Raw genomic sequence first — 19,646 nt, 5'->3', positions numbered from 1 at the left:
CCTAAAATGGGCGTCCGGCCCTGATTTTGTTGCGGCCAAGCTGGCCCTTTGCGGAACTCCTGGCAAGTGCATGCCAAACGGACCCAAAATCGGTCCATCCGTTGTCATAAAGTCAAAAAAACGTTCCCGCAGCCCTTTCCAAAGCCGGCCCGCCTTGATACATACGCCCCGCACCCGATGGGCGTTGCCCTGGGTTGCCTTCCAAGGAAGCCTTTGGGACGAGTGAGGCAAGCCACGCGAACAGCGCGGGCCTCAACCGACCGTCCCCGGCTTTTGGCGAAGGCAAAGCAAGTGTTTAACGCGGGGTGGAGCAGCCCGGTAGCTCGTCAGGCTCATAACCTGAAGGTCATAGGTTCAAATCCTATCCCCGCAACCAAATTCGGATTGACCGGATCCGATACGAAAATGGCCCGCGCGACGCGGGCCATTTGTGTTTGGTGGAAAGATCGCGGGCCGGCTCAGGCCGCGGCCAGTGCCGTCGCGCTCATGTCGGTTAGCAGCGCGCCTGCAAACCACCGACTCGGCCGGCTCGGCGGGGTGTTGCAGCAGTTGCGACTTTCCAACCGTCAATTGAGTGCACTGCCACCCTCCGCGTAGCTTATGGACCTGATGAAGCATCCCGAAGCATCGCAGAAGGCGGCGCTCTCTCAACTCCTGTGCTGCAGCAAATGTGCATTGTCTTTCGCGCCGCTGGCAAGGATGAGAAGTGAAACCGACAGCGAGATTGCCGGCCCGCGGCTGCCACCGCCGCGACTTGCCGCTCGCGGATAGGCGTAGAAAGGAAACAGCACCAAGCCAAATAGGACGAGGGACGTCGCGTAATGCACGAAGCGGACGAGGACGAGCCATAGCTCCACGACTAGTTGCCGATAGTGAAGGTGTATTCGCCCTTGACGCGGTGGGTGTCCTCAGAGACCGCGTGCCATATCACCCGGTACTTGCCGGCCGGCAACGGCGCATCGAGAGGCACCACAAGCTGCTTCTTGTCCTTCAGGTCGACTGCCGGGGTACCTGTAGCAATCGACTTGCCACTCTCGTCCCGCAACTCCAGGCCTGAAAATTTGGCAATAACTCCTTCCGAAAAGTTCAGGCGGATTTCCTTGGTCGTGGGCGCGGCGCGCTCTATGCCATCCGACGGTGGAGCAGAGGATGTGAGCTTAGGATGAGCCATTGCTTCGGTCGCAGCAAGGGCGAGGCCGATGCCCGCGCTGATGGCTAAAAGTCTAGCGCGCATATTTCATTCTCCTCGCCTCGAAGCTACGCGGCTACCATCCCCAACTGCGGTAATTGGGATAGTAATAATTGTAGCGCGGCCGATAATAGCTGTAGTCGCCGCGATCCTCATGATAGCCCCCGTGCAAGTCGCGGAGCGCGCGGTGATAGGCGCGATGCTCGGCACGGCTCTCAAACCCTTCCTCGTGCGCCCGTTCATGAGCTTCGCCTAGCTCGTCATGAAATGCGCGGTGCCCATTGTCCCACTCATCATGGGCGAGCGCCGGTAGCGTGGACAGTGCCGTAAAGGCAAACGCGGTGGCCAGAAGTGCACTCTTCAGTTTCATGACAACTCTCCCGACTCTAAGAGGCGATACGAGGAACCTATTCCGGGAAAAATAGGCATTCGCGCTTGAATGAATGCTGAACCAAGTTTGACTGGAAAGAGACAGGGTTCGGATTCCCTTTCGTTGCGCTTCCTGTCGATCTCATGAGGGAGTCCGCCACTCGACGAATCGTTGCAACTCGCCACACAGGATAGAGAAAGCGTGGTTATCCGCGTGGCGTTTTCATGGGACGGCGCCTAGCCTAACACCTCATGGGCGAGACTCCACAGCTGTGCAGTGCTGGCTGGGTTCCAAATCGAATGGAATTTCACTGCGAAAGCGCTTCGGTGCGTCGACCGGTGATTGCGGATGCGCCGCGACTCTCGCTCTCCGCCGCGCCATCCCGAGATGATATCGCGCTGTCAGCGCTGCGCCTGACCGTTGCCGCAAGTAGTGCGTGGATAGGAAACAACGCCATGCATGCAATCCCGATGGCGATATGGATCCACCGGGCCGGCTCCCGCGTTTGTTCGCCCCCGTAATAGAGCACGAGACCTGTCATGGCGAGCAAGGCAAGCATGGCCAGCGTGGTGCCGCCGGTCCATCGCTTGCGGCGCCGGTGCCAGCCCGACCGCACGTGCAACGGCAGCAGCGAGCCGATTGCGATCAAAGCTGCATAGGCCGAGATGCCGTGGAGCATCAATAGCAATCGTTCGGATTCACCGGGCTCGGCGTCGATGAGGTCGTGCAGAACGAACCAGGCGGCGCCGGTCAGCGCGACCACCGCGGTTGCGGTCCAGACAGCGCTCTTTTGAACAAAGCCGAGGCGCATGGATCAGGCCGCCATCGGCTGGAGATCACCGCCGCTGATGAAAGCCGTCGCGCCGAAGCGACCGAAGCAGGGGTGCTGCGGCTCGCCGCTCTGAACCAGAATCTTTGTCAAAGCGTCCGCGACGATGCAGCTTGGTGCGACGACCGAGTAGGCTCGTCTATCGGTTGTGGAGTCCGGCGATTCCAGCGCTCCGTTCCGGCCGACAGTGGCGAAGGAGGAGGAGGTCGCGATGGCGCCGTTGCGCAACAGTCCGGCCTGCAGCAAGCCCCGGCCTGGAACGTGCACATGGATCGGCTGGTCGATCTCGCCCATGACGCGCAGATCGCCGCCGGCGTTGACAGTCGCGCATCGGACGCCCGCAGCGCGAAGCGAGGCGACGGCGCGATCCACCGCGTAGCCCTTGGCGATTCCGCCAAGGTCGATTGCCACCGGTGCCGCCAGACGCACGGCCCGATCCTCCGACAGGCGGACTGCGCTGAAGTCGCCTTCACAGACATGATCGAGGTCGTTGGACGGCAGCAACTCGCGGCGCATCAGCTCGAAGCCGACCGCGCAGTCGAACAGGCCGTTGCTTGCTGCATGAAACGCTGCCGCGTGACGCAGAACCCGCGCCGTCCAGGGATGGACTGTCACGGGCTTTCGGAACGCCGCGCGGTTGATGCGTCCGATGTCGCTACCTGCATCGTGGAAGCTCATCAGGCGCTGAACCAGCAATACCGCCTCGAAGGCGCGGGCAATCGCTCGTTCAGCGTCGGCTTGCGCGACGCCGTCGACCTCGATCTCCACGATCGTGCCCAGCAGCGGTCGTGCGCGCCTCATGGCTACTGCCCCCTCAGACTCTGGTACTGCCCGACAACACGTCTCACGCCATCGGTAATGTGCTTGCACGACAACGTCGCGCCGCTGATGTTCTTGATATCGATATTGAGCTGCAGCGGCGAGCTCGCGCTCTTGCCTATGAACTGCGAGCGCCACGAGGCCTCGCGAACCTCGTAGCCATAGGATTCGTTGTATTCGAGGATTTCGATATGCTTGACCGTGCCGCCGGCGGTGATGCCGACGGCGTATTTGATATATTCGTGCTTGCCGAGCACGCGGTCGATCACGACGATCCCGCCCGAGGAGGCACGGAAGACTCCCGCCCTGCCGCCGGGGGAGAACGATGCGCCGGGAAAGATCGCCTGCATCGCCTGCTGTTCACTCATATACACGGTGGCGCCAGCCGGCGCGATCAGAACGATCGCTGCCGGCGCGGCGAGGAGTGGTGTCCACTTCATGCTGCCCCGCCTCGAAACTTCATTTCACAGCGAACGGCACGCCGAGGCGGAACATCACCTCGTCGCGCGCGTGCTCGTCGCCGTAGATGCGTCCGTGCTTCACCACTGACGCCTGATCCTCGTTGTAGGTGATGACCATCGGCAGTTGGTGACGCCAGGCCAGCGTCCACCAGAATTCCTTCTGCGCGTAGTGGATGACGGGTCCGGCAAAGAATGCGGAATGTTCAGGATTGTTGAACCAGTAGCCGGTGAATTCGTTGTGGACGCGGGTCTCGAAGCCGATCATCCAGTTCGGCATCACGAGATAGGACATGCCGAAGGTCACGTCGATCGGCGAAGCTCTTTCGATCGAGCCGTCGGCGTACACCTCGCGCTCATGCTTGCCCATGATATTAATAGCGGCAATGAGGCGATCCTCCAGGAAGTTCTTCTGCAAGATCACCCGCCATTCCAGCTCCTTCTCCCTCGGCCCGATCTCCGGTTCGATGTAGAGCGCGAGCCCGATCGGATCGGTCACGGGATTGAGAACCTGATAGATCGCCTCGAAGGAAACCGAATCGAAGCGAGTCTTCTCGTAACGCGAGTACGGATCGAAGGAAGCATCGAGAAACTGAGTCACGCCCGGTCCGCCCGTCGTCCCGTCGAAGCCGTTGCGGAAGGCGTTGGCATAACTCCAGTTGAAATAGCCGGAAATCTGCAGCTGGTTGGTGAGACCATATTCGATCTCCTCCTTGTTCTGCATGAAAAAATACTGTCCCTGCGACTGCCCTGACTGCATGAACGATTTGTGTTCGTATTCAAACGTGCCCTGCGGATGCACATCGGCGGTGTAGATCCAGCCGAACGGCGATTCCCCTGCACGCGCCTGACAAGCGGTCAGCATCACAGCTGCCGCGCATATCGGTCCCACCAAACGCTTCACTGTCGTCCCCATCAAAGAAAAGCCCGTGGGACGCGGCCTACAGCGACACACGAAGGTGTGACAATACACCTCAGGCTGGAATTAATCTAAACTCGTCCAGCATCTTCACTCGCGGGATGCTCGGCGTCATTTCGCAAGGTTTCGGGAAAATAAGTAAGTGAGCAGTAAGAGCAGCTTACCCTCTATTCGCCTTCTGGCTGGAGCGATTCTAATTTTGACAAATTCCAATCGAGGTTCGGATCTGTTGCACTTGTCGTCAGGGGGGCACGACGTGCCGACGTCTTCGCAAGACGCTGAAGCTGGCCGCGACGGAACCGCCGCAGCAGCCCAAGCGGTGTTCGAAGGAGCCGAGACTCGTGATCGGCTTGCCTAGGACTGTTCGGTGCCGGTGCTCGTCCGTCCCCTGGCTCAGCTTGGCGAGACGTTGCAGCAATCACGGGACTTACTCGCCGCTCAATCGAATGCCCTGCCACCGCAATTCGAAGGTGTTCACGTCCACCACCTACATCTATCGCCCGATGAACCGGATCATCCCGGCCTCGTTCGGATTGAACCCGCGGGGAAAGACAGTGCGATCATCGTATGTCGCGCCGCTCAGCCTTGCTCCCGCAAGACGAGCATTGGTCAAATCGGCGCCCCCGAACCATGTGAGACGCCAGTTAGGCAACTCACTGACGGCATTGGCGTCGGAAAGATCGGCGCCGATCAACTTCGCGCCAGTGAAATCCGCACCACCGATATTGGCCCGACGCAAGTCGGCACCTGACAGATCAGCTCCAATGAAATCGGTCGAACCGCCCAGATTGTCGAGCCCACAATTGGCACCGCGAAGGTCGGCTCGGCGCAGATTGGCGCTATTGAAGGTCGCGCCGCGCAGGTCGCAACGCGCCAAAATGGCGCCTTCGAGCACCGCATCGTGAAACATTGCCCAGTAAAAGTCCGCTTCCGCCATGTCGACGCCGGCGAGTTGAGCGAACATCATGTCGCGGCCCTGCTGCACTGTCCCGGCCAGCGAGCAGTCGTTGGGCGACAGGCGCACGGTACGATCCAGAGGTTCATCCGGTTCAGGCAAAGCATCGGGATCATCAGATCTAGCCATGCAACTCTGTCGCGCGATCTGACGTTTTCGTTCGATCCGGGTCGATTGCGAAAGATCAATAGCTTGGAAGATGTTCACTGCGTCCGCGGCGCAGGAGACGCCGAGATCAGATCGTAACCTTGAAGCGCTGGCCCGTGAGGCTGAGCGCCGCAAGCGGTTCGGCATGGCGCGCCTCCCCTCAAAACTCCCTAATCACCTTCCCATCCGCCCCCACCAGGCTCGACGGTGCCTCCCCAAACACCAGCCCCTCCGGCTGAAACTTGATCGTTGTCCCGCCCTCGACGAACTCCGCAAAATTCCTTGGCGTTGCCGCGTGCACGCCGTTGGCCAGGAAGTCGCTGGTCTCGTAGCAGGTGTCGGGCTTGCCGCCGGAGCCTTCGCTCAAAAACTTCTGGAAGGTCTGGCTCGTGATCTTCGCCTTCTTGCGCGCCGACCAGTTGGTGTAGCGGCGGTAGAGTTTTGGCGGGATCACCGGGCCCTTGTCGGTCGCGAGCACGGCGGTCTCGCCAGCCCTGGGCTCGCGCAGGTCGAAGTCGAAGGCGCCAATCGTTTTGGCGAGATGCTTCCAGACCGGCAGCTTCTTGCTGCGCGCGCTCTTGGCGAGGGCGAGGATAGCCCTGATCTCGTCGTCGTTCATCGAGGAGTAGAACGTCGGATAGGCAAAGCCCTGTTCGACCAGCCAGTGGTTGATGTCGATTGTCTCGCCTCCGACCGTCACCTCGATGTCGCCGACCAGCCTTCCATAGGTGTCGAACACCTCGTTCGGCGCATCGACATGGGTGAACACCCGGCAGGGAAGCGCGGCTTCGCCGGCACGGCTGAGGAAATCGTGCAGAGCCTTGCTCGCGGTGGCGCCGAGGAATTGCCGGTAGGAATGGGTGACCTCGTGATAGGCCTGCTTCTTGGCTTCCGTCAGTCCCTTCTTCTCGGCGGTCGACAGGGGCGAGGGCTGATAGTGCAGCTCAGGCGCGTCGATGCCCTGGAGGCGAACGGTGAGCTTGCCGTTCTTGATCGGCGCGGTCGACGTGCGGCCCTTGACCTTGGCGCCCTCGAAGACACGGGTCGGCTGGAATGGCGCTGAGTCTTCCTTGCGGAAGCGGATCGCGTCCGGCGCGATGGTCACCACCACCTTGGTGGTGTCGGCGTCCGACCGCCCCTCCGGCCAGAACTGCTTGACCTCGATGGTGCCTTCGACCTCCAGCAGTCCCACGGGCATCGGCCGCTCCTGTCACCGCGCGCGACCATCGACTTCTGACAAAGCGATTCGCGCGCACAATGAGAGGCAACCGATCATCTTCGTGCGACAGTCCCATGACGGCAGCTGCGACAGCTGCGACGCGGTCGCGGCGACAGCTCTCGACTTACACGAGGCTGACAACGGGGTTCTCGCAGTGAATGCGCTCGAAGGGCCAGAGCGGCGGACGTCAGACCTTGGGCGAGTGGGATCGATCAGTCGCAACAAGACGCCCGCGCGCCTGTCGCGCGGGGGCGGCAATGGGTTCTTGAACCAAGAAGAACGCTTCTGAAGATCACGATCTGTGCGGACAGACCATTGTCAGATAGAGCAGCGTCGGCGCCTTGTTCTCGCCGTTCTTGTACTCCCACTCCAGCCGGATCTCGTGCCGGTGCGCGTAGGCATCGCTTGCCGCGTGGGTGATGATCTTCGTCTTCATTGGGATCGGCGGCTCGGAGTTGAAGCATTTCCGGACGCAGGCGTCGAGCAGATCGCATCGCGTCAGAGGAATGACGCCGGGCTCATCCTTGGACAGCGGGACCGTGTTCGGCTGGGTGCTGAGATCGACGCGGGCTCGGCCCTTCTCCTTGTGCCAGTATTTGGCGCTTCCCTGCGGCCACTTCGATGGCGGGTTCAAGATCAGGTGGTATTGGCCATATTCCAAAGTTGGCAGATCGATATCGTCCGATGCCTTGAGCTTCGCGACGCTCTTCTTCATGTTCGCCAAAGGATAGTAGTTGCTGTTCATCAAGTCTCGAAATGCCTTGCCGCTATATATACCAGTCCGGCCATCGCCTCTTTCCTCGATATGTCTGTTCGTCAAAATCTGTAGCGGGGCAGGCCGAAAATACGCGTCACGCTGCGGCCGATCACGCAATTTTGGTGCGCAGTCACGCTACCACCCAGGAGTGCGCTTCGTCCAGAGACGCACCATTCAGTAACATCGCGTATGCCGCAGGTCCGATTGCCATGCATCCTCCTATGGGTAATGTTGGGTCGAACGCCGCGTAGGCGTTGGAGCGGGGACTGCCGGGGCAGTCGTTGAAGGCACTGGAATGCATTGTTTCGCGTGTCAGTCGGCAATTGGTCCGGGCGACAGCTGGTGCTCCAAATGCGGAGCGGCGGTCCGTCAGCGCGTCGATCCCGATAGCGAACGACGGTTTGTAACGATTCTGCGCGCCGACGTCGTCGATTCCACCGGACTCGTTGCCGAACTGGAGCCGGAGCAGGCGGTGTTGCGTCTTGAGCCGGCGCTTGCGGCGATGAGAGGCGCGGTGCGGCAGTTTGGCGGCATCGTCAGTAAAGAGTTGGGCGACGGGTTGGCCGCTGTATTCGGCGCCCCGATCGCCGACGACAACCATGCGCCCCTGGCCTGTCACTCGGCCATCGAGCTTGTCCGGCGTGTCGGCAGCCTGGGCGATCCCGGTCTTCAGGTCCGGGTCGGCCTCCACTCGGGTCATGTGGTGACCTACATGGTCGCCAGCGAATTTTCCAAAGTCTACGAGATCGGCGGGGCCGCTCAGCATCTGGCAGCCCGGCTGGAAGCAGCGGCCGAAGCGAACCAGATCTATGTCTCGCAAGCCTGCCAGGAGCTCGCGGACGGACATGTGCGCTTTGAATTCCTCGGCCGAAAAGCGCTCCGTGGTTTTGGCGAGCCCATGCCGGTGTACCGGATCATGGGCGCGAGCGATCTATCGAGCTGGCGGGTCCGACGTGCGCGCAGCGTTTCCCGTTTCGTCGACCGCACGACGGAGAGGGCATTGCTATGGCGTGCCACGGAAACGGTCGCCGCCAGCCGGCAGACGGTCCTGCTGACAGGTGACGCCGGCATCGGAAAGTCGCGGCTTGCGCACGAGTTTGCGCAAGATCTCCGGGCCGGCGGCTGGCGGCTGATCGATGCCGAGTGCAGCCCGAATCTCCAGGGTGCTCCGTACAGCGCCCTCAAGCGCCTGTTGCTGTCGGTCTTTGATACAGCTGCGAGGCATCAGACCAGGACCGTCGATCCCAGAGACACGTTGCCGGTGGTGCAGCAACGAGCCATCGACGCGGTCCTGGACTTACCGATTTCCGATCCGCAATGGGACGAATTGGAGCCTCACGCCCGCGGCCGAGCGATTTCAGACGCCAGCTGCGCGATCGTCGAGAGCATCGCCCGTCGCCAGCGCACGGTCCTCCTGATCGAAGACCTGCACTGGATCGATCGGGCCAGCGACACGGTTGTGGCCACCCTTTCCGGACTGCAAAGCCCTGATTTGCTTGTGCTGCTGACGACGCGGCCCAACGGAATGCCGGTGTGGATCGCAAATTGTCACGCGGAGATCGTGGCGATGCGGCCTCTCGACGACGATTCGGGTCTGGCCATGCTCGCGGAGATGCTTGGCCCCGCCACCTCGAATGCGGACCTGAAGAATCGGATCATCTCTCATACCGCCAACGTTCCGCTGTTCATCGAGGAGGTCTGCCGCAGTCTGAAGGACAGCGGCCTGCTTCTTGGCCAGTGGGGTGACCTTTCCCTTGCGCGTCCTGTGGACGAGCTCGGCATCCCCAGCAGCATTCAAGGTGTGATCGCGGCACGGCTCGATCGCGTGTCTCGACAGGAAAGGTCACTTCTTCAGATCGCCGCGGCGCTTGGACGCCGGGCCAACCAGGCCATGTTGCGGAAAGTAGCGGCCTTGCCGGAAGACGTCCTGCAGGATTGCCTCGCCGCACTCGACCGGGCCGAACTGCTGGTCAAGATCGACAGTGAGTTGGAGGATTCGCTCGAATTTCGCCACGAGATGGTCAGGCAGGTGACCTACGATTCGATGGTCGAAAAGGTGCGCGAAGGCATCCATGCCGGCATAATTGCCGCCCTTGAAGGTGACGAGGCATGGGCCGACGATCCGGATGCCCTCTGTTATCACGCGACGCGGGCGAAGGATTGGCAGAAGGCGTTTCGCCATGGCAGGAGCGCGGCCCGGAAATGTCTGGCGCGCTCGGCCTATGTCGACGCGGTCGACTATTTCGAGATCGCAATGGGGTCTCTCGACAAGACGCCGTTGACGCACGCGCGAGAGATGGACGCCATTGACCTCCGGATGGAGGCGCGTTTGGCGTTTGCCGGATCAGGGCGGGTGGCGGAGGCGTTGGACCTGGGGCGGGAAGCCGAACGGCGAGCAGATGCGATCAGCGACATTGGACGCAAAGTGGCGGCCATGACCATGAGAGCGGGCGCGCAGAACTTCTACGGGACGCCGGTAGAAGCTGTCGCGATCGGCGAAGATGTTGTTCAATTGGCGGAAAGCTCGGGCAACCCCGGCTGGCGCAATCTCGCTCAATATGGTCTCGGGCAGGCCTATTTTCTTTCCGGCCGCTACCATGGTGCCGAGAAGATGCTAGCCACGGCCCGTGTCCATCTTGCGGGTCCAACAGCGAGTGCTCCCATCGGCACAACCCCACGATCTTTGCTCCTCCTGTGCTGCATGATGAACAGCATCACCCACACCGTCATGGGCGAGCTCGACGTCGCCGAGCAGCTCCAACAACAAGCTTCCGCGATCGCGGACGAGACCAACCGCCCCTACGACCGCGTCGCGGCCGCCTATAGCGGCGGATGGCTGAAGCTGGGGCAGAACGATCCGGCGGCGGCCGCTTCCATCCTCGAGGACGGCTTCGTCCTCGCGCAGAAGCACGGCATCCGGCTGTTCGTGCCGGTACTCGCCTGCCATCTCGGCATGGCCTATCTGGAGCAGGGCCTGTTCGATCGGGCGCGGGGCATGCTGACCGAGGCGCGCGAGGAGGCGAAGGCGGTCGGCTATACCTCGGCGGTGCTGCGCAGCTCGATCTACCTGGCGCTGGCTACCTACCGCCTCGGCGACGCCAGGGCTGCGCAGAACATGCTGCGCGAGGCGCGCAACACGGCGCGCCAGCAGGGGTTCTCGGGCCTTGAGGCCGAGGCCCTGTTTGGCGAAGCCGTGGTGACGCCGGCGTCCAGCGCCGAAAGCAGGGCGGCCATCCTCGCAGCCCTGCGCGCCGCTATCGCGATCGCCTCCGAGAGCGGCGCGCTGCCGCTTCAGCACAAGGCCGAGGCGATGCTAGGCGAGATGCTGGCCCAAGGCGACGAGCTCACCTGAACCTTGTGCCTTCATGGGGTGGGCGTGCGATGGTACCGTCGTGCCGGTTTTCTGCCCGACGGGTCAACTAAATATTGCAACTGATACAAAGGCTTAGCACGACGCTTCTACTGTGCATGGGGTTGTTTTTTCACTTTTTTGCAGGCGCCGTCATCGTCCAGCGCAGAGGATGGCAAGCCCGTGTCTCCCCCCGATGACAAAGTCCCTTGCGCGCACAGCAAGGTCGGCTACCGTTACCACTAGCCGCAGGGCCAGGTGACTTTTGGTTTTCAATTTCTAGCATCCGATTCTCCGGCGCCGCGATGGCGCGACGCCCACCGAACGAGGCGGGCCATGATTACACGGGACCAGTCAGCACTTTTGGCGCCGGTCGAGCGCGACCTGCGGCTCGATCTCTTCCGCGGCATCGGCCTGTGGATGATCTTCCTCGACCACATCCCGCACGACGTCGTGGCCTGGCTGACGCTGCGCAACTACGGCTTCAGCGACGCCGCCGAGTTCTTCGTCTTCATCTCCGGCTATCTGGTCGGCTGGATCTATGGACCGATCGTCGCGGGCGGCTGGTTTCTCGCCGCGGCCAAGCGGCTGTGGCGGCGCGCGGCCGAGCTGTACGTCGCGCACATCATGCTGTTCCTGCTGTTCACGGCGCAGATCGCGCGCACCGTACGTCGCTTCGACAATCCGATGTACGAGCACGAGTTCAACGTGTTCAACTTCCTGGCGCATCCGGACGAGCTGATCGGGCAGGCGATCCTCCTGAAATACAAGCCGGTCAATCTCGACGTGCTGCCGCTCTACATCACGCTGGTGCTCGCCTCGCCCTTCATCGTGTGGTGCCTGGTGCGCCGACCGAACCTGACGCTCGCAGGCTCCGTCGTGCTCTACGTGCTGTCGCGCTGGTTCGATTGGAATATCGCCTCCTATCCGCCCGGCACGACCTGGTACTTCAATCCGTTCTGCTGGCAGCTGATGTTCGTGTTCGCGGCCTGGTGCGGCATCGGCCAGATCGACAAGATCGCGACATGGGTGTGGTCGAAGGCGGCGATGGGGCTGGCCGCAGTCTGGCTGATCTTCGCGCTGCTGATCGTGATGACCTGGCACGTCCCTGCGCTCGAGGCGCTGATCCCGAAATCGATGATCAAGGCGATCTACCCGATCGACAAGACCGATCTCGACATGCTGCGCTTCACGCATTTCCTGGCGCTGGCGATCTGGGTGACTCATTTCCTCTCGCGCAAATGGCGGGCGCTGCATTCAACATGGCTGCGGCCCGTCATCCTCTGCGGCCAGCATTCGCTGCCGATCTTCTGCCTCGGTGTGTTCCTGTCGTTCTCGGCGCACTGGATCCTGACGCAATACACCAAGGGCGTCTGGGAGCAGCTCGCCGTCTCCATCGTCGGCATCGTCATCATGGTCGGCGCGGCCTGGCTGCTCGGCCGGGCCGAGCGCGTGCCGAACCTGTTCGTGAAGGTGACGGAGGTCGAGGAGGCCGACACCGCATTGGACAACGCGCCGGCCGCGAGCGCTGCCGCCGCGCCTGCGAGCCGCTGAACGCATTGCGCCGCCTGCATTCTCACGGAGGGTCCATGTCCAGACGTTTGTCGACGATCGCCGGCATCTTCCTGCTCCTCGTCTGCGGGGCGTCGGCCCAGGCGCCGTCACCCGAGGCGATGACCGCAGCGCGCAAGCTCGTGGTCACCTTGAAGATCGCGGATCAGTATCGCACGCTGCTGCCGCAGCTCCTGCTCAAGCTGAGGCCCGTGGTCGCCCAGGACAGGCCGGAGATCGAGCGCGACTATGACGCGATGACGGCCACTGGCTCCGAGATCTACGCCCCGTTCCTGGCATCGATCATCGACCAGGTCGCCGCGCTCTATGCCGCGAGCTTCACGGTGGACGAGCTGCGCCAGATCGAGGCGTTCTATGCCCAGCCGGCAGGGCAGAAATTCCTGGCGAAGTCGGACGCGCTGGCGCAGGCGGGCGCGCAGATCGGCCAGGACGTCAGCCTGAAGGCCGCCGACGAATTGAAGCAGCGCCTGATCGAGGCGCTGCGCCAGAAGGGCCACAAGCTCTGAACGGCGCGACTGCAGGCTAGGCCAGAAACGCGCGGAAGCGCCGCAGCGCGATCACGAACAAGATGCCGCCGATCAGCGTGAGCGCGACGAGTTGCGGCCACACCGCCTCCAGGCCGGCGCCGCGGAACAGGATCGCCTGCGCGAGCATCACGAAATGCGTGTTGGGCGCCGCCAGCATGATGTCCTGGACGAATTGCGGCATGCTTTCCCGCGGCGTCATGCTGCCTGAAAGCGTCTGTAGCGGCAGCAGGATCATGATCAGCAGCAGCCCGAACTGCGGCATCGATCCGGCGACCGTGGCCAGGAAGATGCCCATGCTGGTGGTGGCGAACAGCTGCAGCGCCGCGCCGAGCAGGAACAGCGCCAGCGAGCCGTCGATCGTGACCGCCAGCCATCCCTTCACCACGAAGCCGATCGACAGGGCGGAGGCAACCAGCACCACCGCTCCCATCGACCAGACCTTGCTCACCATGATCTCTAAGGGGGTAACCGGCATCACCAGGAGGTGCTCGATCGTGCCGTGCTCGCGCTCGCGGATCAGCGCTGCGCCGGTCAGGATGATCGAGAGCATGGTGATCGAGGTGATGACCTGGTCGATGGCGCCGAACCATGACTTTTTCAGCTCGGGGTTGAAGCGCGCCCGCAGCGCCAGCTCGATCGGCGGCGTCTGCGCATCGCGGGTGTGTGCCAGAAACTCCGCGACCTCCGCGCTGACGATCTGCTCGACATAGCCGCCGCCGTTGAAGGCTTGCGAGATTCGCGTGGCGTCGACGTTGAGCTGGATGGCTGGCGACTTCCGCGCCAGTAGATCGCGCTGGAAGTCCGGCGGGATGTCCAGCGCGAAGGTGTCGAGGCCGGCATCCATCCTCCGGTCCATCTCGTATTGCGAGATCAGGCGCGGCTTGGAGAAATAGGGCGCGGTGAACGCCATCTCGATGCGGGTCGAGACTTGCGAATGATCCTCGTCGACGATGGCGATCGCGGCGCGGTTCAGGGTCTCCGGCAGCGCTCTTGCTCCGGCATAGACCGCCAGCGTGAAGGAATAGACGATGAGTATGAGCAGCATGGGGTCACGCACCAGGCCGCGCAATTCCTTGATGCCGAGCTGGAGCACGTTGTCAAAGCGCATGGTCAGCGGGCCTGTTTCTTCAGCAGCATGGCCCCGGCCGCCACCAGCACCGGAACCGTGACGGCGAGCGCCAGGAGATCGTTGTGAAGGGTGTCGAACCCCAGGCCCTTGGAGAAGGTGCCCCGCGAGATCGTGACGAAATAGGCGGTAGGATAGAGTCGCCCGACCAGGGCGCCCAAGCCCTGGAGCGATGAAACGGGATCGATAAGCCCGGAATATTGGATGGCCGGGATCAGCGTGATCAGGACCGTGCCGAACAGGGCCGCGATCTGGCTTTTCATGAAGGCCGAGATCACGAGCCCCAGGCCTGTTGTGGCCGTGACGTAGAGCAGGGCGGCGAGCGCATAGGTCGCAAAGCTGCCGGTGAAGGGCACGCCGAAAACGGCGAGCGCAAAGCCGACGAGCAGGAGGAAGTTGCCGAATGCCAGCAGCACGTAAGTCAGCTGCGTGCCGAGCAGGAATTCCAGCCGCGTCACCGGCGTCACATAGAAATTGACGATCGAGCCGAGCTCCTTCTCGCGCACGACCGCGAGCGCCGCCAGCACCGCCGGAATCATGACCAGCAGCAGCGGGATGATCCTGGGTGCCATGGCGACGACGCTTCTGACGTCTGGATTGTAGCGATAGCGCAGCTGGAGCTGGTAGGAGCCGGCGATCGTCGCCTCGCCATAGAGTTCGCGGCCCTTCTGTGCCAGCCAGGTGGCGTGAATCGCTTGGGCGTAGGAGCGCAGGGTCTCGGCGCGAGTCGGGTTGGCGCCGTCGACCCAGGCGCCGATCTCGACACGGTGGCCGCGGCTGACGTCGCGGCCGAAGCCGGGCGGCAATTCGATGGCGAGGCCAATCTCGCCGGCGCGCATGCGGCGGTCGAGGTCGGCATAGTCGCTGATCGGTGGCTTTTGGGTGAAGTAGCGCGATCCCGCGATCTGAAGGCTGTAGTCGCGGCTGATGGCGCTGTCGTCGCGGTCGAGCACGGCGAAGGTCAGATTTTCGACGTCCAAGCTGATGCCGTAGCCGAGCACGAACAGCAACAGCACGCTGCCGAGGATCGCGAGCGTGGCGCGGATCGGATCGCGCCGCAGCTCGAGCGCTTCGCGCCGGGAATAGGCGAGCATGCGGGTCGGATTGAATGTCGCACTGCGCTTGCGCGGGAGCGCCGTGGTCGTCGCCGCCGGCACGGGCGATGTGACTGCCGGCCGGCCGGCTGAGTCCCGGGATTCGGCGATCGCGTCCTCCAGACAGGCGATGAAAGCCTGCTCCAGCGTATCGGTGCCGCGCGCGGCCATGATCGCAGCGGGCGTGTCCGACGTCAGCACCTTGCCCGCATGCATCAGCGAGATTCGATCGCAGCGCTCGGCCTCGTTCATGAAGTGGGTCGAGACGAAAATCGTAACGTTATCCTCGCGGGAGAGCTCGGCGAGGATCTTCCAGAAGCGGTCCCGGGCAACCGGATCGACGCCAGAGGTCGGCTCGTCGAGGATGAGGATATCGGGCGCATGGATCATGGCGACCGCCAGTGACAGCCGCTGCCGCAAGCCGAGCGGCAGCGCATCGGGCAGAGTATCGGCGACATCGGCGAGATCGAACCGGACGATCATCTCGTCGATGCGCGCGGCAATAGTGTCCGCCGGCAGCTCGAACAGCCGCGCATGCAGGTCGAGGTTTTGGGTGACCGTCAGCTCCGAATAGAGCGAAAAGCCCTGCGACATGTAGCCGATGCGCCGCCGCACCGACATGTCGCGGGCATCGATCGCCTTGCCGAACAGCCGCGCGGTGCCTTCGCTGACGGGCAAGAGGCCGGTGAGCATCTTCATTGTCGTGGTCTTGCCGCACCCGTTCGAGCCGAGAAAGCCGAAGATCTCGCCCTTCCTGATGCGGAAGCTGACGTCGTCTACGGCGACGAAGTCGTTGAACCGCCGGGTCAGGTGATCGGCCTCGATCGCGATCTCGTCATGGCCCTCGTTGCGTGGAGGGATGACGACACTGGTGTGATGGTCGCGATCTGCCTCCGGCAACAGACGGATGAACGCGTCGTCGAGCGTGACGGCGCCGGTCCGCCGCTTCAGCGCGACCGGGGTTCCCGTCGCCAGCACGCGGCCGGCGTTCATCGCGACCAGGACGTCGAATTGCGCGGCTTCTTCCATATAGGCGGTCGAGACGATCACGCTCATGCCAGGCCGGCTGTCGCGGATCGAGGCGATCAGTTTCCAGAATTGACGTCGAGACAAGGGATCGACGCCCGTGGTCGGCTCGTCCAGGATCAGAAGCTCGGGATCGTGAATCAGAGCGCAGCACAGGCCCACCTTCTGCTTCATGCCGCCGGAGAGCTTTGCGGCGGGTCGGTCGGCGAAGGCGGTGAGCCCAGTATCGCGCAGCAGGCCGGCGATCCGTCTGCTTCGTTCCGCCTTGTCGTGTCCGAACAGGCGGCCGAAGAAGTCGATGTTCTCGAACACCGACAGCGTTGGATAAAGATTCTTGCCGAGACCCTGCGGCATATAAGCGATGTCGGGGCAGACCGTGCGGCGATGCCGTGAGCTCGCCATGTCGCCGCCAAGCACATGGATGCGTCCTTCCTGGATCGCACGCGCACCCGCGATCAGGGCGAGCAGGCTCGATTTGCCGACGCCGTCGGGACCGATCAGGCCGGCCATGCAGCCGGGCGGCAGGTCGAGCGTAATGGCATCGAGCGCCCGGGTCTTGCCGTAGTTCAGGCCCACGCCCTCCAGATGCACCACGCTGCCGACGGCAGCCAATGCATCGGCTGTGGCAGTCGCGCTCATCGGGTCAGCTTGATCTTGAGATTGTCGGGCCATTGCGCGGCCGGATCGAACTGCACATAGGCCATCCCGGGCAGGCCGGTCTTCACATGCTCGATATGCTGGCGCAGCAGCTCGGGCGCGATATGCGCCTTGATCCGGAACATCAGCTTCTGCCGCTCCTCCTCGGTCTCGACCGTCTTGGGCGTGAATTGCGCGACGTCACCGACGAAGGTGGCTCTTGCGGGGATCACATATTGCGGGATGGCATCGAGCACGAGCCGAACGTCGGCGCCGATCGCGACGCGGCCGGCCTGCGCCGTAGGCAGGAAGAACGTCATGTAGACGTCGCCGAGATCGACCATGTTGAGGACGCGGCCGCCGGCCGCGAGCACCTCGCCGGGCTGCGACACGCGATACTGCACGCGGCCGTCGCGCGGTGCCTTCAGCACGCTATCATTGATATCGGCGTTGATGCTCTCGATCGCGGCCTTTGCCGCGTCGACCGCGGCTCCCGCATCGATCACCATGGCGCGGGCGGAGCTGATCGCGGCCTCGGATGCTGCGACCTGGGCCTTCGAAGCGGCCAGCGCCGCCTTCGCCGTGGCGTTGGCAGAGCGGTCGTCGTCCAGCACCTGCTGCGACACTGCACTTGTCCTGATCAGCTGCTCGGAGCGATCGAGCTTGCGGCTCGTGGTGTCGAGCTGCGCGACGCGCTGGTCGACAACGGCCTCAGCAGCCTCGCGTTCGGCCTCGCGCTGGTTGACGAGGCTCTTCGCGGTCTCGACATTGATTGACGCGCGCTGGAGCTGCGCTTCGGCCTGGCGACGCTGGGCCTGCAATTGCTCGGTGTCCATCCGCGCCAGAACCTGGCCCGCGGTCACGAAGTCGCCTTCGTTGACCAGGATCTCGCGGATTCGTCCCGGCGTCTTGGTGGCGATGTCGATCTCCACCGCCTCGATACGGCCATTGCCTCGGGCGAAACCCGCGGGAAGTGCATTGGTATCGCGGTGCTGCCAGTAGAAATAGCCGCCGCCCGCAAGGAGGATGGTGATCGCGGCAATGACGCGGCCGGAAGTGAAGTTCATCAGTCCACCACGCCGCGCAGCGGCGCCCACATGTTGAGACACGAACGCCCCACCACTGATCACGCAGAAGGGCCGGCTCAACATGCAGCGATTTTTGCATCGCAACTTGATTCAGATCAGACGGCAACGAGGTGTGCCTGTCCCTATTTTGGGCAGCTCGTCGCCGCGGCCCGCCCGCCTTGGCTGATCAGGCGGACAGGCAAGCCTAGCTGAACAGATGTCGTCGGCCCACAAGTGAGCCGTGCCGCCTCACTTCACCAGCGGACAGCCACCATCTTTCAACGGCCGGAACGCCTGGTCGGCGGATACCTCGGCGAGCAGCTTGTAGTAATCCCACGGCCCCTTCGATTCCTCAGGCTTCTTCACCTGGAACAGGTACATGCTGTGCACCATGCGGCCGTCCTCACGCAGCACGCCGTTGTCGGTGAAGGCGTCACGCACCGGCAGCTCGCGCATCTTGGCCATCACCGTCTTGGTGTCCTTCGTGCCCGCGGCCTGCACGGCCTTGAGGTAATGCAGCGTGGCGCTGTAGGTCGCGGCCTGGTTCATCGTCGGCATGCGCTTGACGCGCTCCAGGAAGCGCTTGCCGAAGGCGCGGGTCTTGTCGTTGAGGTCCCAGTAATAGGCTTCGGTGACGATCAAGCCCTGCGCGAGCTTGAGGCCAAGGCTGTGCACGTCGGAGATGAACATCACGATCGCAGCGAGGTTCTGGCCGCCGGCGACGATGCCGAACTCACCGGCCTGCTTGATCGCGTTGATGGTGTCGCCGCCGCCGTTGGCGAGCCCGATGATCTTGGCCTTGGAGGCCTGGGCCTGGAGCAGAAATGACGAGAAGTCCGCCGTGTTGAGCGGATGCTTGACGCTGCCGAGCACCTTGCCGCCGGCCGACTTGACCACGTCGCCGGTGTCGCGCTCGACCGAATGGCCGAACAGGTAGTCGGCGGTGAGGAAGAACCAGGTATCTCCGCCGTTCTTGACGATGGCGCTGCCGACGGTATGCGCGTTGGCGTAGGTGTCGTAGGTCCAGTGCGCGGTGTAGGGCGAGCAGGATTTTCCGGTGATGTCGGAGCTGGCCGCGTCCGTCACGATCATGATCTTCTCGTACTGCTTCGACAGCTCCATCACCGCGAGCGCGGTCGCCGAGGTCGGCAGGTCGATGATCATGTCGACGCCCTCGGTCTCCCACCATTTGCGGGCGATGGTGGAGGCAACGTCAGGCTTGTTGAGCACGTCGGCCGAGACCATGTCGATCGGCTTGCCGAACATCTGGCCGCCAAAATCCTCGATCGCCATCTTGGTCGCCTCGACATTCCCCATGCCGCCGATGTCGGAATAGACGGAGGAGAAGTCGGAGAGCACGCCGATCTTGAGCGGTGCTTGCTGGGCGGAGGTGGGAGAGATCAGCACAGCCGACAGCAGGCCGGCCGCAGACATGAGGGCTGCGATAGGTCTCATGGACAACGTTTCCTCTTGTATGGGGACTATCCTGTCCCTTTGTCCGACAAAGTTAAAGGTGGGTTCCTGCGGAGTCAATTTGCTCCGTGTGCGGCTTCAGTGATGTAGTTTGACGCACCCAGGGCGAGGCCA

16 protein-coding genes and 1 tRNA gene are annotated in these 19,646 nt (G+C 62.9%); 4 read left to right on the top strand and 13 right to left on the bottom strand.

What is annotated here, in order from left to right; genetic code table 11:
• Nucleotides 1-299 precede the first annotated feature (299 nt).
• Nucleotides 300-376: transfer RNA gene (locus tag LRP30_RS39665), tRNA-Met, on the top strand.
• Nucleotides 377-859: 483 nt separating this feature from the next.
• On the opposite strand, the gene copC is transcribed toward LRP30_RS39665, so the two are convergent.
• The 9 genes from copC to LRP30_RS39620 form a co-directional block, all read right to left on the bottom strand.
• Nucleotides 860-1,234 carry a copper homeostasis periplasmic binding protein CopC gene (gene copC / locus LRP30_RS39660; protein ID WP_128936731.1) on the bottom strand — a complete coding sequence of 125 codons (375 nt, stop codon included), beginning with the start codon at nt 1,232-1,234 and terminating at the stop codon, nt 860-862.
• Nucleotides 1,235-1,265: 31 nt separating this feature from the next.
• Nucleotides 1,266-1,559, bottom strand: a complete 294-nt coding sequence (locus LRP30_RS39655; protein WP_128936730.1) for a hypothetical protein — start codon at nt 1,557-1,559, stop codon at nt 1,266-1,268.
• Between the two features lie 307 nt (nt 1,560-1,866).
• Complete coding sequence (locus LRP30_RS39650) at nt 1,867-2,322, bottom strand: cytochrome b/b6 domain-containing protein (protein ID WP_249758309.1); 456 nt, start codon at nt 2,320-2,322, stop codon at nt 1,867-1,869.
• 51 nt (nt 2,323-2,373) lie between these two features.
• Entirely contained in the window at nt 2,374-3,189 is an 816-nt protein-coding gene (locus LRP30_RS39645) for an FAD:protein FMN transferase (protein WP_249758308.1), read from the bottom strand.
• Nucleotides 3,190-3,191: 2 nt separating this feature from the next.
• Nucleotides 3,192-3,647, bottom strand: coding sequence for an FMN-binding protein (locus LRP30_RS39640; RefSeq protein WP_128942397.1), 456 nt, complete (start codon nt 3,645-3,647; stop codon nt 3,192-3,194).
• 19 nt (nt 3,648-3,666) lie between these two features.
• Entirely contained in the window at nt 3,667-4,530 is an 864-nt protein-coding gene (locus LRP30_RS39635; RefSeq protein WP_128936726.1) for a DUF6662 family protein, read from the bottom strand.
• Between the two features lie 547 nt (nt 4,531-5,077).
• Entirely contained in the window at nt 5,078-5,833 is a 756-nt protein-coding gene (locus LRP30_RS39630; protein WP_249758307.1) for a pentapeptide repeat-containing protein, read from the bottom strand.
• A gap of 13 nt (nt 5,834-5,846) precedes the next feature.
• Entirely contained in the window at nt 5,847-6,884 is a 1,038-nt protein-coding gene (locus LRP30_RS39625; RefSeq protein ID WP_249758306.1) for a thermonuclease family protein, read from the bottom strand.
• Nucleotides 6,885-7,197: 313 nt separating this feature from the next.
• The gene (locus LRP30_RS39620; protein WP_249758305.1) at nt 7,198-7,650 is read right to left on the bottom strand and encodes a hypothetical protein; all 453 of its coding nucleotides are present in this window, start codon (nt 7,648-7,650) and stop codon (nt 7,198-7,200) included.
• A gap of 307 nt (nt 7,651-7,957) precedes the next feature.
• Between LRP30_RS39620 and LRP30_RS39615 the strand changes: the two genes are divergently transcribed.
• From LRP30_RS39615 to LRP30_RS39605, 3 genes are all read left to right on the top strand, one after another.
• Complete coding sequence (locus tag LRP30_RS39615) at nt 7,958-11,014, top strand: adenylate/guanylate cyclase domain-containing protein (RefSeq protein ID WP_249758304.1); 3,057 nt, start codon at nt 7,958-7,960, stop codon at nt 11,012-11,014.
• A gap of 333 nt (nt 11,015-11,347) precedes the next feature.
• Entirely contained in the window at nt 11,348-12,565 is a 1,218-nt protein-coding gene (locus LRP30_RS39610) for an OpgC domain-containing protein (RefSeq protein WP_249758303.1), read from the top strand.
• 35 nt (nt 12,566-12,600) lie between these two features.
• Complete coding sequence (locus LRP30_RS39605) at nt 12,601-13,089, top strand: DUF2059 domain-containing protein (RefSeq protein WP_249758302.1); 489 nt, start codon at nt 12,601-12,603, stop codon at nt 13,087-13,089.
• 16 nt (nt 13,090-13,105) lie between these two features.
• Here LRP30_RS39605 and LRP30_RS39600 read toward each other — a convergent pair whose 3' ends face one another.
• The 4 genes from LRP30_RS39600 to LRP30_RS39585 all read right to left on the bottom strand — a co-directional run bounded on the left by LRP30_RS39600 (nt 13,106) and on the right by LRP30_RS39585 (nt 19,514).
• The gene (locus tag LRP30_RS39600; RefSeq protein WP_249758301.1) at nt 13,106-14,218 is read right to left on the bottom strand and encodes an ABC transporter permease; all 1,113 of its coding nucleotides are present in this window, start codon (nt 14,216-14,218) and stop codon (nt 13,106-13,108) included.
• A 2-nt stretch (nt 14,219-14,220) separates the two neighbouring features.
• Entirely contained in the window at nt 14,221-16,995 is a 2,775-nt protein-coding gene (gene rbbA, locus LRP30_RS39595) for a ribosome-associated ATPase/putative transporter RbbA (protein WP_249758300.1), read from the bottom strand.
• A complete protein-coding gene (locus LRP30_RS39590) occupies nt 16,992-18,059 on the bottom strand; it encodes an HlyD family efflux transporter periplasmic adaptor subunit (protein WP_249758299.1) in 1,068 nt (355 codons plus the stop codon). The genes rbbA and LRP30_RS39590 overlap by 4 nt, the downstream gene beginning before the upstream one ends.
• A gap of 249 nt (nt 18,060-18,308) precedes the next feature.
• Nucleotides 18,309-19,514, bottom strand: a complete 1,206-nt coding sequence (locus tag LRP30_RS39585; RefSeq protein WP_249758298.1) for an ABC transporter substrate-binding protein — start codon at nt 19,512-19,514, stop codon at nt 18,309-18,311.
• Between the last annotated feature and the right edge of the window lie 132 nt (nt 19,515-19,646).

Source organism: Bradyrhizobium sp. C-145, assembly GCF_023375135.1.
In the GTDB taxonomy this organism is placed as follows: domain Bacteria; phylum Pseudomonadota; class Alphaproteobacteria; order Rhizobiales; family Xanthobacteraceae; genus Bradyrhizobium; species Bradyrhizobium zhanjiangense.
The sequence above is the reverse complement of the archived record's forward strand: the minus strand, read 5'-3'. Positions and strand labels throughout refer to the sequence as shown.